Below are 14,656 nucleotides of genomic sequence, written 5' to 3' on the forward strand. Positions count from 1 at the left end.
AAGGGAGCAGCGGATAACCCTATTCGCTACTCCCTATTCGCCATTCGCCCTTAGGCGGCTTCCGCCGCCAGCTTCTTGCCCTTCTCGACCGCCTCGTCGATGTTGCCGACCATGTAGAAGGCGGCCTCCGGCAGGTGGTCGTACTTGCCTTCACACAGGCCCTTGAAGCCCTTGATGGTGTCGGCGAGGTCGACGAACTTGCCCGGCGATCCCGTGAAGATTTCGGCGACGTGGAACGGCTGCGACAGGAAGCGCTCGATCTTGCGGGCGCGGGCCACCGTCAGCTTGTCCTCTTCCGAGAGCTCGTCCATGCCCAGGATGGCGATGATGTCCTGCAGCGACTTGTAGCGCTGGAGGATCTGCTGGACCATGCGCGCGGTTTGATAGTGCTCCTCGCCGACGACCAGCGGGGACAGCATGCGCGACGTGGAGTCGAGCGGGTCCACCGCCGGGTAGATGCCCTTTTCCGAGATCGCGCGGTTGAGCACGGTGGTCGCGTCCAAGTGCGCGAACGACGTCGCCGGCGCCGGGTCGGTCAAGTCGTCGGCCGGCACGTAGATCGCCTGCACCGAGGTGATCGAGCCCTTGTTGGTGGTGGTGATACGCTCCTGCAGCGCGCCCATGTCGGTGGCGAGCGTCGGCTGATAACCCACCGCCGACGGGATACGGCCGAGCAGCGCCGACACTTCCGAGCCCGCCTGCGTGAAGCGGAAGATGTTGTCGACGAAGAACAGCACGTCCTGGCCCTGGTCGCGGAAGTGCTCGGCGACGGTGAGGCCGGTCAGGCCGACGCGGGCGCGGGCGCCGGGCGGCTCGTTCATCTGACCGAACACCAGCGCGCACTTCGACTTGACGCTCGGATCCGGATTGTGCGGATCGGCGTTGACCTTGGACTCGATGAACTCGTGATAGAGGTCGTTGCCCTCTCGCGTACGCTCGCCGACGCCGGCGAACACCGAGTAACCGCCGTGCGCCTTGGCGACGTTGTTGATCAGCTCCTGGATCAGCACGGTCTTGCCGACGCCGGCGCCGCCGAACAGGCCGATCTTGCCGCCCTTGGCATAGGGCGCCAGGAGGTCGACGACCTTGATGCCGGTGACGAGAATTTCAGCTTCCGTCGACTGGTCGGTGTAGCTCGGCGCGTCCGCGTGGATCGGGCGCAGGCCTTCCGCCTTGACGGGGCCGGCTTCGTCGATCGGCTCGCCGATCACGTTCATGATGCGGCCGAGCGTGCCCTCGCCGACCGGCACCCGGATCGGCGAGCCGGTGTCGGTCACCTCCTGGCCGCGCACCAGACCTTCGGTGGTGTCCATCGCGATCGTGCGGACGGTGGATTCACCGAGATGCTGGGCGACCTCGAGCACAAGGCGGTTGCCGGCGTTCTTGGTTTCGAGCGAATTGAGAATGGCCGGCAGGTGACCTTCGAACTGCACGTCGACGACGGCGCCGATGACCTGGGTGATGCGACCGATCTGGTTGGCTGCGGTAGCCATTGAGTGTCTCTCCTTACGATCCGTATACGAAACCACGGTCGGCTCGACCGGGATATGTTCCTGGGTTGCGCTTCAAAGAGGCGCGACGCGATCTGGCTAGACCGCCTCGGCGCCCGAAATGATTTCGATCAGTTCCTTGGTGATCATCGCCTGACGCGTGCGGTTGTAGATCAGCGTCTGCTTGCGGATCATCTCGCCGGCGTTGCGCGTGGCATTGTCCATCGCCGACATCTGCGCACCGTAGAACGAGGCGTTGTTTTCGAGCAGCGCGCGGAAGATCTGCACGGCGAGATTGCGCGGCAGCAGCCCGGCGAGGATCTCGTCCTCCTCCGGCTCGTATTCGTAAGGCGCCAGCGGCGCAGCATTGGCAGGCCGCGCCTCGACCACCAGCGGAATGATCTGCTGTGCCGTCGGGATCTGCGCGATCACCGAGCGGAAGCGCGAATAGAACAGCGTGCAGACGTCGAACTCGCCGGCCTCGAAGCGGGCGATCACCTTCTTGGCGATCTCGTCGGCATTGGCAAAACCGATCTGGCGAACCGAGCGCAGATCCATGTGCTCGACGATCTGCTTGTCGAACTGACGGCGCAGTTGCTCGTAGCCCTTGCGGCCGACGCAGAAGAATTTCACTTCCTTGCCCTGGTTCATCAGGGCTAGCGCACGCTCGCGCGCCAGACGCACGATCGAGGAGTTGAACGCGCCGGACAGGCCGCGCTCGCCGGTGCAGACCAGCAGCAGATGCACCTGGTCGCGCCCGGTGCCCGCGAGCAGGCTCGGGCCGCCGGCGGAGGCGATGGTGGCGCTCGCGATGTTGGAGATCACGGCGTCCATCTTCTCGGCATAGGGACGCGCCGCTTCGGCCGCCTGCTGCGCGCGGCGCAGCTTGGAGGCGGCGACCATCTGCATGGCCTTGGTGATCTTCTGCGTCGCCTTGGTCGAGGCGATGCGGACCCGCATGTCTTTCAGTGACGCCATTGTTCGTCTAGCTCACCCCGGCGGCCGATCCCCTGGAGACCCGACCGCTCAACCCTGAGATTGGTCATGCCCGGCCTGATGCTGGGCATGAGATGTCACGTTGTCCACCCCGAAGGCGTGGATGGCCGGCCGGAGCCGGCCACGACCTCTAGCGATCAGGCGAAGGTCTTGGCGAAGCCTTCGACCACCGCCTTCAGCTTGGCGGCGCTGTCGTCGGACAGATCCTTGCTGTCGCGGATCGCGTTCAGGAGGTCGGCATTCTTGCCGCGCAGCAGCGACAGGAGGCCGTCCTCGAAGGCGCGCACCTTGCCGAGCGGAAGCGCGTCGAGATAGCCGTTGGTGCCGGCCCAGATCACGCAGACCTGCTCTTCCATCTTCAGCGGCGAGAACTGCGGCTGCTTCAGGAGCTCGGTCAGGCGCGAACCACGGTTCAGCAGGCGCTGGGTCGAGGCGTCGAGGTCGGAGCCGAACTGCGCGAACGCGGCCATCTCGCGGTACTGCGCCAGCTCGCCCTTGATCTTGCCGGCGACCTTCTTCATCGCCTTGGTCTGCGCCGAGGAGCCGACGCGCGACACCGACAGACCGACGTTCACCGCAGGACGAATGCCCTGGAAGAACAAATCGGTCTCCAGGAAGATCTGGCCGTCGGTGATCGAGATGACGTTGGTCGGAATGTAGGCCGACACGTCGTTGGCCTGCGTCTCGATGACCGGCAGCGCGGTCAGCGAGCCCAGACCATGGTCCTTGCCGAGCTTCGCAGCGCGCTCCAGCAGGCGGGAGTGCAGGTAGAACACGTCGCCCGGATAGGCTTCGCGGCCCGGCGGGCGGCGCAGCAGCAGCGACATCTGGCGATAGGCGACGGCCTGCTTGGACAGATCGTCATAGATGATGACGGCGTGCATGCCGTTGTCGCGGAAGTACTCGCCCATCGTGCAGCCGGTGAACGGCGCGAGATACTGCATCGGGGCCGGATCGGAGGCGGTCGCGGCAACGACGATCGAGTATTCCAGCGCGCCCTGCTCTTCGAGCACCTTGACGAACTGGGCGACGGTCGAGCGCTTCTGTCCGATGGCGACGTAGACGCAGTACAGCTTCTGGCCCTCGGGAGCACCAGCGACGTTCAGCGGCTTCTGGTTCAGGATGGTGTCGAGCGCGATCGCGGTCTTGCCGGTCTGGCGGTCGCCGATGATCAGCTCGCGCTGGCCGCGGCCGACCGGGATCAGGGCGTCGATCGCCTTCAGGCCGGTGGCCATCGGCTCGTTGACCGACTTGCGCGGAATGATGCCCGGAGCCTTGACGTCGACGCGCTTACGCTCGGTCGCCTGGATCGGGCCCTTGCCGTCGATCGGGTTGCCGAGCGCGTCGACGACGCGGCCGAGCAGGCCCTTGCCGACCGGCGCGTCCACGATGGCGCGGGTGCGCTTGACGGTCTGGCCTTCCTTGATCTCGCGGTCGGCGCCGAAGATGACGATACCGACGTTGTCGGTTTCGAGGTTCAGCGCCATGCCGCGGGTGCCGTTCTCGAACTCGACCATCTCACCGGCCTGGACGTTGTCGAGACCGTAGACGCGGGCGATACCGTCACCGACGGACAGCACCTGTCCGACTTCGGTGACTTCGGCTTCCTGCCCGAAATTCTTGATCTGGTCTTTGAGGATCGCGGAAATTTCCGCGGCGCGGATGTCCATCAGCCTGCCTCTTTCATCGCGTGCTTGATCGAGTTGAGTTTGGTGCGAAGCGAACTATCGATCATGCGGCTGCCGAGCTTGACGACGAGCCCGCCGATAATCGCTGGATCGACTTTCACGTTGAGCGCGACGTCCTTGCCGGTCACCGTCTTCAGTGAGGCCTTCAAGGCGTCGAGATTCTTGTCCGAGAGCGGCTCGGCGACGACGACGTCGGCCGTGGCCTCTCCCTTATACTTGGCGACCAGCGCGTTGAAGGCGCGGATCACGTCGGCGACCGCGAACAGGCGGCGGTTGGTGGTCAGCACACGCAGCACGTTGGCGGCGACGCCGGCGATGCCGGCCTTGTCCAGCACCGCATTGAGCGCCTTGAGCTGCACGTCCGCGCCGAACACCGGGCTGCGGACCAGGCGCTTGAGGTCGGCGCTCTCATCGAGAAGGGCATTGAACTTGTCGAGATCGGCCTTGACCGCATCGACGGACTTTTCGTCACGGGCCAGTTCAAACAGGGCCGTCGCGTAACGACCGGACACACCGGATACGGAGGGATCTTCAGCAGCCACAGACGTGCTCTTTTTATATGCGCCCAACCCACAAGAGGGACACCGGCGCGCCGCTGCGGCGCAAACCAGTTAAGCCCTTGGAATTCAAGCAGGACTTTGATTTTCGATCGCCGCAAGAGCAGCTTGATCACGAAAAGCGGCGCTTTGCTAACATAGCGTACGCGCAGCCGCAACAAGCGGTGGCCCGCTATTCGGCACCTTGTTGCCGCGCTGCGGTCGGAGCCCGGGACGGACCCGGAAGCGGCGCGATCGCCGCCGGCGGTGCACCCCGAACCCAGTACCGACGATCCGCGTATTCGTTCCGCCTGTTGCTGCATGGCCGCTATGTCCGTTTGGCCTTGACTGCCGCCTTGGCGGCTCCAGCGGCGATCGGCCGGATCGATATCAATTACTTGGCAACATCTTCACAACCTCAATGACGACTTAACACGACAGTACTTGAAAGTATTAATTAGTTAATGAAGCGTTAAACGGGCGGATTACGGAATTTTCGGTGATGAAGATCACCAGTCCCAAGATATTCCGATCCGAGCGGAACAATTTCTACTGCCGCATTCGTGCCTCATTGCGACATCAAACGGCGCGCGCCTCAACACCTGACGGGGGTCCACTGGCTGCAGAACGCAGCAATACTGTTTCGAGGGACAGATCCAGATGCTGAAACTGAAGAACCTCTCGGCTGGCAAGATCGCCGGCTCGCGCACCGCGCTCGCTGTTGCCGTGACGCTGATCGTCGGCGGCAGCGCCACCGAAGCCTCGGCCCGGTCCAGGCACCACCATCACCACGCGCGCCACCACCATCATCATATGGCGCGCCAGGCCGCCCAGCCCGCGGCAGACTCGTTTTCGAACGGCTGGTCGAACAACTCGTCCTGGATGAACGCCAACGCATCGGTCGCGCCGTCGTCCGGAACGGGCCGCACCTTCTCCGGCATGGCATCGTACTACGGCAACGAGTCCGGCAGCCGCACCGCATCCGGCCAGCGCATGAACGCCAATGCCATGACCTGCGCCCACCGCTCGCTGCCGTTCGGCACCAAGCTGCGCGTCACTCATGGCGGCCAGAGCGTCATCGTCACTGTCAACGACCGTGGCCCATTCATCCGCGGCCGTGTGCTCGACCTTTCGACGGGCGCCGCCCGCGCCATCGGCCTGACCCGCGCCGGCGTCGGCCGCGTCACGGCCGAGGTGGTGTCGTAAGTCACCGATCTATCCGCGCGTCATTGCGAGCGCAGCGAAGCAATCCAGGGCTCCTTTGGGACTCTGGATTGCTTCGTCGCTTCGCTCCTCGCAATGACGGCGGTGATGGCGTGCCTTGTGCTACAAGAAGCTCTGCGGGTCGACGTCGACCTCGAGCTTGAGATTGCCCCTGGGCTTCTCCGCATGCGCCAGCCAGTGGCGCAGATAATCCGACAGATCGAAATTGCGCGCCGACTTGAGCAGCAGCCGGAAGCGGTAGCGGCCCTTGATGACGGCGAGCGGCGCCTCGGCCGGTCCGAGCAGCAGCACGCCCTCCTCTGAAGGCGCTGACGCCACCAGCCGGCGCGCGAAGCCCTCCGCGGTCGGCCTGTCCCCTGCCGAAATGATCAGGCTCGCCAGCCGGCCGAACGGCGGGTAACCCGTGCGCTCGCGAACGTCGATTTCGCTGGTGTAGAAGGCCTCGCGGTCGCAGGCGATCAGCGCCTTCATGACGGGATGCTCGGGCTGGTGCGTCTGCAGATAGCCCCTCCCCCTGCCCTGCTCGCGGCCGGCACGGCCGATCACCTGGTTGAGGAGCTGCCAGGTGCGCTCGGCGGCGCGCGGATCGCCGTTGCCGAGGCCGAGATCGGCGTCGACCACGCCGACCAGATTGAGCCGAGGGAAGTTGTGGCCCTTGGCCACGAGCTGGGTGCCGATGATGAGGTCGACGCGGCCTTCCGCGATCTCCGTGAGTTCGGCGCGCATGGTCTCGATCGAGGTGATCAGGTCGCTCGACAGCACCATGCTGCGCGCGTCGGGAAACAGCGCGGCCGCCTCCTCCTGCAGCCGCTCGACGCCCGGGCCGACCGCGACCAACGATTCCTCGGCGGCGCAATGCGGACAGGCCGGCGGCCGGGCCATCGAGAACCCGCAATGGTGGCAGACCAGGCGCTGGCGAAAACGATGGTCGACCAGCCAAGCGTCGCAGATGGTGCAAGCAAAACGGTGGCCGCAGGCGCGGCACAAGGTCAGCGGCGCATAGCCGCGGCGATTGAGAAACAGCAGCGCCTGCTCGCCGCGCTCGATCGCGGCGCGGATCTCGCCCGCCAGCCGCGGCGAGATGTAGCGGCCGCGCGGCGGCGGCTCGCGCCTGAGATCGATCGCCTCGATGTGCGGCATGTGCTGGCCGCCGAAGCGCGACGGCAGCGCGACGCGCTGGTAGCGGCCCTTGCGCGCATTGACCTCGGTCTCGACCGAGGGCGTCGCTGACGCCAGCACGACCGGGAATTTGGCGATGTGGCCGCGCACCACCGCCATGTCGCGGGCGTGGTAGTGCGCGCCCTCGTCCTGCTTGTAGGCCTGGTCGTGCTCCTCATCGACGACGATCAGGCCGAGATCGGCGTAGGGCAGAAACAGCGCCGAGCGCGCGCCGACCACGACCGGCGCCTCGCCGGCGGCGATCGCCGCCCAATTGCGCTGGCGCGTGCGCGGCGTCAGCTCGGAATGCCATTCCAGCGGGCGCACGCCGAAACGGCGCGAGAAGCGGTCGAGGAACTGCCCGGTCAGCGCGATCTCCGGCATCAGGATCAGCGACTGCCGGCCGCGGCGGACGGTCTCGGCCACCGCCTCGAAATACACCTCGGTCTTGCCGGAGCCGGTGACGCCATCGAGCAGCGCGACCTGAAAGCCGCCATTGGCAGCCAGCGCCCGCATCGCCTCGACGCCGGCCAGCTGTGCATCGAAGAACTCGGGCTGGGCGAAGGACGGGTCCGGCGTCGGCGGCGGCAAGGCCCGCGGCATCGCCTCGACCGTCAGCGTCCCCTCGTCGACCAGGCCGTCGATCACGCTGCCGGAGACGCCGATCTCGCGGACGAGGTCGGACTTTCCGTGCAGCAGGCCATCCGACACCGCCTCGATCACCCGCCGCCGCGCTGGCGTCAGCCGCTTTGGCGGCTCGCCGACCAGCCGGACGCCGAGGCGAACGCGCTCCGGCCCGAGATGCTCGCCCATGCGAAGGCACATCCGCAGCACCATGCCGCGCGGCGACAGCGTGTAATTGGCGACCCAGTCGACCAGCGACCGCAGCTCCGGCTTGAGCGGCGGCACGTCGAGCTTCTCGCTGACGTCCTTCAGCCTGTTGTGCAGTCGCGGATCGGGATTGGCGTTCTCCGCCCACACCACCGCCAGCACCTCGCGCGGCCCCAGCGGCACGCCGACGACATCGCCGGGCTTCAGCGCCATGCCGCGCGGCACGCGGTAGGAATAAGTGTGGTCGAGCGCGACCGGAACCAGCACGTCGACCACGCCGGCCGTGCTGACTGCACCTGGAAAGAGATCGGTCGGGCGGTCCATGAGGGCGGAGATAGCCTTGCTCGGGCTGAAGCGAAAGCCGCCCGGCAAAGTTAGCGAACGGTAAAGGACGAGGATGCGATATATATAGATGAACCGACGGGTTGAGACCGAGCTTCTCGCCGCGAGCGCCGCTGCGCTCCCTCGCCCCACTCTTGCGGGGAGAGGGCTGGGGTGAGGGGCAGACGCACGGGACGTGTTCGCCGTGAGACCTGTACCCCCTCACCCGGATTGCATCTGACGATGCAATCCGACCTCCCCCCGCAGGCGGGGAGAGGCGCAGACCGCATTCGCAGCGGCCGACAAGCTCGCAGGACCTCGTCCCATCGCTGGGCACGCACGCATGGCAAAGCAGACGCGACCACCTGAAACGGATGCCGACGATGCGCCGGAGTTCTCCGACCTGATCGGCGCCGATGACGGCGTGGTGCGCGCGATGATGCAGTGGCTGGCGCATCTGCGCAGCGAGCGCCGGCTGTCCCCGAAGACGGTCGAGGCTTATGCCCGCGACCTGCGGCAATGCCTGCAATTCCTCTGCACCCATTGGGGTGAGCCGGTGACATTGGCGCGCTTTGCGGTGCTGGAAGCCGCCGACATCCGGGCCTTCATGGCGATGCGGCGCGCCGACGACATCGCCGGACGCTCCCTGATGCGGACGCTGGCAGGCTTGCGCTCGTTCGGTCGTTTCCTGGAGCGCGAGGGCAAAGGCAAGGTCGGCGCCCTCTCGGGAATCCGCGCGCCAAAGATCGCCAAGAGCCTGCCGAAGCCGCTGCCGATGGACGCCGCCAAGCGCCTCGCCGATGCCGACGAGCGTGCCGGCGAGACCCGCGAGACCTGGGTTCTGGCGCGCGACGCCGCGGTCATGGCGCTGCTGTATGGCTCCGGCCTGCGCATCTCAGAGGCGCTCGGATTGAAACGCCGCGAGGTGCCGCGGCCGGGCGAAGGCGACGTGCTGGTCGTGACCGGCAAGGGCAACAAGACGCGCATGGTGCCGGTGCTGCAGAACGTGCTGCAGCTGATCGACGAGTACGCCAGGCTCTGCCCCTACCCGCTTCCGGGAGCTCGGCCGATGTTCGTCGGCGCCAAGGGCGGTCCGTTGAGCCCGCGCATCATTCAGCTCGCGATGGAGCGGCTGCGCGGCGCGCTCGGCCTGCCCGACAGCGCCACGCCGCACGCGCTGCGCCACTCCTTCGCCACGCACCTGCTGTCGCGCGGCGGCGATCTGCGCGCGATCCAGGAGCTGCTCGGCCACGCCTCGCTGTCGACCACGCAGATCTATACCGGCATCGATTCTGAACGGCTGCTGCAGGTCTACGCGTCGGCGCATCCGCGGCGCTGACACCGTTCCGTCACATCGTTTCCCTTGCGCGACCACCGTGGTTCCGGCAATCGTCTCCCTCGCTTGATCCGGAGGGGAACAGATGAGCGCACATGAGAGCATGGAGCATGCGGAGCACGCCGAGCATGCGTCCGGCGAGAACAAGAAGATCGCGCTGCTGATCGCCGTCATCGCGCTGTTCCTGGCGCTGTCGGAAACGCTCGGCAAGGGCGCGCAGACCGAATCGATCAGCAAGAACGTCGAGGCATCCAACCTCTGGGCCTTCTTCCAGGCCAAGACCGTGCGCCGCACCGTGGTGCAGACCGCGGCCGAGCAGGGCAAGCTGAACCTGCCGGCGCTGCCGGACGAGGCGGCCAAGGCGGCGTTGCAGAAGCAGATCGATGACTGGCAGAAGAATGCCGCGCGCTATCGTTCGGAGCCGGAGACCGGCGAAGGCAGCGAACAATTGGCCGAGCGCGCCAAGCATGCCGAGCACGAGCGCGACGAGGCGACGGCGAAATATCACCACTACGAATTGGCGTCAGCCGCTTTCCAGATCGGCATCGTGCTGGCGTCGGCGACGATCATCACGGGAATGATCGTTCTGGCCTGGGCCTCCGGTGGGCTCGCGCTGATCGGGATCGCCATGACGCTGCTCGGCCTGTTTCAGCCGCATCTCTTGCATCTGCATTAGCCACGAAAGCCGTCATTCCGGGGCAAGGCCACAGGCCTTGAACCCGGAATCTCGAGCTTGGCTTGCGTTCATTCTCAACAATCTCGAGATTCCGGGCTCAATCGCCGGCACGCTGCCGCTTTGCGGCTGCACACGGAGGATTGCCCCGGAATGACGCGGGTGGTGAGCAGGCGAATGATGCCGCCCAATGGCTCTTCTTGATCAGCGCGCCTGCACGCTGCGGCGGAAGCGCAGGATCTGGCGAACCACGCGGGCCGACCAGCCGCGGGTATTGCCCCGAAGCAACTCGCCGACGACCTCACGGACACGCTGCTTGATCGGCTCGACGAGGGCCGAGGCTTTGCTGCGCAGCGTGAGCACGGCCTCATACAGCCAGGCGAACCAGCCCATCTGCAGCAGCTTGCTGCGCGTGACGTCGAAGATGAATGCGGTGACACCGACACCGACGATCTTGCCGGACACGATCGTGGCCAGCGCGAGCTTCCACTGATGGTGCATCAGCAGCCACATGCCGAGCAGCTTGAGCGGAAACAGCAGCACGACCGGCACGACGAAGACGATCAAGGTCAGCGCCGGAGACAGCGTCTCGATCCGCGCGGCAAGCCAGTGCTTCAAGCTCCGCAGCGGAATCGCGGCGACGATGCGCGCCACGACCGGCTCGAGATGGTCCCACAACCAAGCTTCGATCAGGAAGATGATCGCAAGCAGAACCCAGAACGGCTGAAGCAGGCGGCGCAGCATCGGACTCCATCTCCGCCGGGCCCCGAGGGTTGAGGCCGCTATGACGATAGGACCTCGCGCCTTGCCGTTCGGTTCAGCGTCATAAGCGGGGCGTTTTGTCGCACCCACCTAAGGCGCCTCCGGGCGTCCATCACATATGGATGGCCCGCTTACCCACCGCAAGCGCGGCTTCCTTGACGGCCTCCGAGCGCGTTGGATGCGCGTGGCAGGTGCGCGCAAGATCCTCGGCAGAGCCACCGAACTCCATCAATACGGCGGCCTCGTGAATTATTTCCCCGGCCTCGCGGCCGATGATATGGGCGCCAAGCACGCGATCGGTCTTCGCATCGGCGAGGATCTTCACGAAACCGTCAGTGGTCTGGTTGACCTTGGAACGGCCGTTCGCGGTAAACGGAAACTTGCCGACGGTATAGGCGACGCCGGCCTGCTTCAGCTCGTCCTCGGTCTTGCCGACGGAGGCCACTTCGGGCGTGGTGTAGACCACGCCCGGAATGACGTCGTAGTTCACGTGGCCGGCCTGGCCCGCGAGAATCTCCGCGACAGCGACGCCCTCGTCTTCGGCCTTGTGCGCGAGCATCGGGCCCGCGACGACGTCGCCGATGGCGTAGACGCCGGGCACGCTGGTCGCGAAATGATGATCGATCTGGACGCGGCCGCGATTATCGATGATGACGCCCGCTTCCTGCAGACCGAGTCCCTCGGTGTAGGGCACGCGGCCGATCGCCACCAGCACGACATCGGCTTCGATCTTTTCAGCGGCTCCGCCCGCTGCGGGCTCGATGGTCGCCGACAGCGTCGCGCCCGACGTGTCGACGCCGGTGACCTTGGCGCCGAGCTTGAACGCAAAGCCCTGCTTCTCGAGGATGCGCTGAAATTGTTTTGCGATCTCGCCGTCCATGCCGGGCAGGATGCGGTCGAGGAATTCGACCACGGTGACCTTGGCGCCAAGCCGGCGCCACACCGAGCCAAGCTCGAGCCCGATCACGCCGGCGCCGACGACGAGCAGGCTCGACGGCACCTTGTCCAGCGACAGCGCGCCGGTCGAGGACACGATGCGCTTCTCGTCGATCTCGATGCCCTTGAGCCGCGCGATGTCCGAGCCGGTGGCGATGACGATGTTCTTGGTCTCGACGGTCTGCACGGCACCGTCATTGCCGGTGACCTGCAGCTTGCCGGTGCCGAGGATCTTGCCCTTGCCGACGAGCACGTCGATCTTGTTCTTCTTCATCAGGAACTCGACGCCCTTGACGTTGCCGTCGATGCCCTGCTGCTTGAAGTTCATCATCGCCGGCAGATCGATCTCCGGCGCCGGCACCTTGATGCCCATCTTGGCGAAGGAGTGCCCGGCCTCCTCGAACAATTCAGACGCGTGCAGGAGCGCCTTCGATGGCATGCAGCCGACATTGAGGCAGGTGCCGCCGAGGGTCGCGTTCTTCTCGACCACGGCCACCTTCAAGCCGAGCTGCGCCGCGCGGATGGCGCAGACATAACCACCGGGTCCGGTGCCGATGACGACGAGATCGTAGTTAGCCATGGTCGAATGTTCCGTAAGCTAGCAAGTCAAAGAAAAATGACGGTCGTCAGCGTCCGCCCGACACGTCGAGAATGGCCGAAGTGACATAGGAGGCCTCGTCCGACAGCAGCCAGACGATGGCATTGGCGATTTCCTCCGCGGTGCCGACGCGCTTCATCGGCACCATGGGGGCAAGACGGTGCGCCCGATCGGGTTCACCGCCCGAAGCGTGAATGTCGGTGTCGATCAGGCCGGGACGAATGGCGGCGACGCGGATGCCTTCATTGGCGACCTCGTGGCCAAGGCCGACGGTGAAGGAATCGATCGCGCCCTTCGACGCGGCGTAGTCGACATAGGTATTGGGCGAGCCGAGCTTGGCCGCGACCGACGACAGGTTGATGATCACCCCGCCCTGACCGCCGTGCCGCGTCGACATCCGCTTCACGGCCTCACGTGCGCACAGGATGCTGCCGGTGACATTGACCGCCATCAAGCGCTCGATGCGCTCGGCGCTCATCTCGTCGACGCGCGTGGTCGGCCCGACGATGCCGGCATTGTTGATCAGCGCGCCGAGGGTGCCGAACTTGTCCGCCGCCTTGAACAGAGCGAGGATGTCGCGCTCGCGGCCGACGTCGCATTTCACCGCGATCGCCTTGCCGTTCTTGGCCTCGATCGCGGCGACCGTGCTCTGCGCTGCCGCCTCGTTCGAGGCGTAGCCGACCACGATCTTGAAGCCGCGCGCCGCCGCGGCAAGGGCAGTGGCGCGGCCGATGCCGCGGCTGCCGCCGGTGATCACTGCAACCCTGTCGGTCATGCTGGCCCCCGTTAGGTGTGAGGCGCGCTGCCAGGCGCGCCTCAATTCGTCAAGTCGTCGTTCGCCTCAGAGATCCAGCACCAGCCGCGCCGGATCTTCCAGGCTCTCCTTGACGCGCACCAGGAAGGTCACGGCTTCCTTGCCGTCAATGACACGATGGTCGTAGGACAGCGCCAGATACATCATCGGCCGGACCTCGATCTTGCCGCCGACCACCACCGGCCGTTCCTGGATCTTGTGCATGCCGAGAATGCCGGACTGCGGCGCGTTCAGGATCGGGGTCGACATCAGCGAGCCGTAGATGCCGCCATTGGTGATCGTGAAGGTGCCGCCCTGCATCTCGTCGATCTTGAGCTGGCCGTCACGGGCGCGGCGGCCGAAATCGGCGATGCCCTTCTCGATGTCGGCGATCGACTTGTGGTCGCAGTCGCGCACGACCGGGACGACCAGTCCCTTGTCGGTGCCGACGGCGACGCCGATGTGGTAGTAGTTCTTGTAGATGAGATCGCTGCCGTCGATCTCGGCGTTCACGGCCGGGATGTCCTTCAGCGCCTGCACGACGGCCTTGGTGAAGAAGCCCATGAAGCCGAGCTTCGAGCCGTGCTTCTTCTCGAACACATCCTTGTACTGGCTGCGTAGCGCCATGACGTTGGTCATGTCGACCTCGTTGAAGGTCGTCAGCATCGCCGCGGTGTTCTGCACGTCCTTGAGGCGGCGCGCGATGGTCTGGCGCAGCCGGGTCATCTTCACGCGCTCCTCGCGCGCGGCGTCATCCGCCGGCGACGGCGCACGCACTTGCACGGAAGCCGCCGGCTGATTGACCGGGGTCGGGGCGGAGGCGGCGCGCTCGATCGCCGCCAGCATGTCGCCCTTGGTGACGCGGCCATCCTTGCCAGAGCCCGGCACGGTGGTGGCATCGACGCCGCTCTCGGCGGAGAGCTTGCGCACCGACGGGGCCTGCGGCGTATCGGCGGGCAGCGCCTTGGCCGGCGCTGGAGCGGCAGCAGGGGCAGCCGCGGCGGGCTTCGCCGGAGCCGCGGCGGGAGCAGCAGCGGCCGACTTCGCAGCGGCCGCGCCATCGGTGATCTGGCCGAGCAGCGCGCCGACGGCGACGGTCTCGCCATCCTTGGCGATGATCTCACCCAAGGTGCCGGCCGACGGCGCGGGCACCTCGATCGTCACCTTGTCGGTCTCGAGCTCGACGAGGGGCTCGTCGACCGCCACGGCGTCGCCGGCCTTCTTGAACCAGCGGCCGATGGTGGCTTCGGTGACGGATTCACCCAGCGTCGGAACGCGAATTTCAGTCATGGTCTTTGTCCTCAATAACCCGTG

Annotated in this window: 13 protein-coding genes; 4 read left to right on the forward strand and 9 right to left on the reverse strand. The window is 66.0% G+C overall.

The window, feature by feature from the left end; translation table 11 throughout:
* Positions 1–50: 50 nt before the first annotated feature.
* From atpD to QX128_RS22070, 4 genes are all read right to left on the reverse strand, one after another.
* Complete coding sequence (gene atpD, locus QX128_RS22055; protein ID WP_172112903.1) at positions 51–1,493, reverse strand: F0F1 ATP synthase subunit beta; 1,443 nt, start codon at positions 1,491–1,493, stop codon at positions 51–53.
* A gap of 96 nt (positions 1,494–1,589) precedes the next feature.
* Positions 1,590–2,468, reverse strand: coding sequence for a F0F1 ATP synthase subunit gamma (locus tag QX128_RS22060; RefSeq protein WP_315800690.1), 879 nt, complete (start codon positions 2,466–2,468; stop codon positions 1,590–1,592).
* Positions 2,469–2,623: 155 nt separating this feature from the next.
* Positions 2,624–4,156 carry a F0F1 ATP synthase subunit alpha gene (gene atpA / locus QX128_RS22065; RefSeq protein WP_316238521.1) on the reverse strand — a complete coding sequence of 511 codons (1,533 nt, stop codon included), beginning with the start codon at positions 4,154–4,156 and terminating at the stop codon, positions 2,624–2,626.
* Entirely contained in the window at positions 4,156–4,716 is a 561-nt protein-coding gene (locus QX128_RS22070) for a F0F1 ATP synthase subunit delta (RefSeq protein WP_315800691.1), read from the reverse strand. The genes atpA and QX128_RS22070 overlap by 1 nt, the downstream gene beginning before the upstream one ends.
* A 77-nt stretch (positions 4,717–4,793) precedes the next feature.
* Here QX128_RS22070 and QX128_RS22075 point away from each other — a divergent pair, with 77 nt between their 5' ends.
* Both QX128_RS22075 and QX128_RS22080 read left to right on the forward strand, forming a co-directional pair.
* Positions 4,794–5,135, forward strand: a complete 342-nt coding sequence (locus QX128_RS22075) for a hypothetical protein (protein WP_316215524.1) — start codon at positions 4,794–4,796, stop codon at positions 5,133–5,135.
* A 235-nt stretch (positions 5,136–5,370) separates the two neighbouring features.
* Positions 5,371–5,916: a septal ring lytic transglycosylase RlpA family protein gene (locus QX128_RS22080; RefSeq protein ID WP_316215523.1), complete on the forward strand. Its 546-nt coding sequence runs from the start codon at positions 5,371–5,373 to the stop codon at positions 5,914–5,916.
* A 120-nt stretch (positions 5,917–6,036) separates the two neighbouring features.
* Here QX128_RS22080 and QX128_RS22085 read toward each other — a convergent pair whose 3' ends face one another.
* Positions 6,037–8,247: a primosomal protein N' gene (locus QX128_RS22085; RefSeq protein ID WP_316238522.1), complete on the reverse strand. Its 2,211-nt coding sequence runs from the start codon at positions 8,245–8,247 to the stop codon at positions 6,037–6,039.
* Positions 8,248–8,680: 433 nt separating this feature from the next.
* Here QX128_RS22085 and QX128_RS22090 point away from each other — a divergent pair, with 433 nt between their 5' ends.
* Entirely contained in the window at positions 8,681–9,583 is a 903-nt protein-coding gene (locus QX128_RS22090) for a tyrosine recombinase XerC (RefSeq protein ID WP_410053174.1), read from the forward strand.
* An 82-nt stretch (positions 9,584–9,665) separates the two neighbouring features.
* Complete coding sequence (locus tag QX128_RS22095) at positions 9,666–10,256, forward strand: DUF4337 domain-containing protein (protein WP_315800696.1); 591 nt, start codon at positions 9,666–9,668, stop codon at positions 10,254–10,256.
* 201 nt (positions 10,257–10,457) lie between these two features.
* On the opposite strand, the gene QX128_RS22100 is transcribed toward QX128_RS22095, so the two are convergent.
* The 4 genes from QX128_RS22100 to odhB form a co-directional block, all read right to left on the reverse strand.
* Positions 10,458–10,997 (reverse strand): hypothetical protein, encoded by a 540-nt coding sequence (locus QX128_RS22100; protein WP_316180326.1) that lies wholly within the window; start codon positions 10,995–10,997, stop codon positions 10,458–10,460.
* 130 nt (positions 10,998–11,127) lie between these two features.
* Positions 11,128–12,531, reverse strand: coding sequence for a dihydrolipoyl dehydrogenase (gene lpdA / locus QX128_RS22105; protein WP_316238524.1), 1,404 nt, complete (start codon positions 12,529–12,531; stop codon positions 11,128–11,130).
* A 46-nt stretch (positions 12,532–12,577) separates the two neighbouring features.
* Positions 12,578–13,324: an SDR family oxidoreductase gene (locus QX128_RS22110; RefSeq protein ID WP_316238525.1), complete on the reverse strand. Its 747-nt coding sequence runs from the start codon at positions 13,322–13,324 to the stop codon at positions 12,578–12,580.
* A 66-nt stretch (positions 13,325–13,390) separates the two neighbouring features.
* Positions 13,391–14,632: a 2-oxoglutarate dehydrogenase complex dihydrolipoyllysine-residue succinyltransferase gene (gene odhB, locus QX128_RS22115; protein WP_315800700.1), complete on the reverse strand. Its 1,242-nt coding sequence runs from the start codon at positions 14,630–14,632 to the stop codon at positions 13,391–13,393.
* Positions 14,633–14,656 lie beyond the last annotated feature (24 nt).

Origin of the sequence: Bradyrhizobium sp. SZCCHNR1015 (genome assembly GCF_032489875.1) — a bacterium.
In the GTDB taxonomy this organism is placed as follows: Bacteria; Pseudomonadota; Alphaproteobacteria; order Rhizobiales; family Xanthobacteraceae; genus Bradyrhizobium.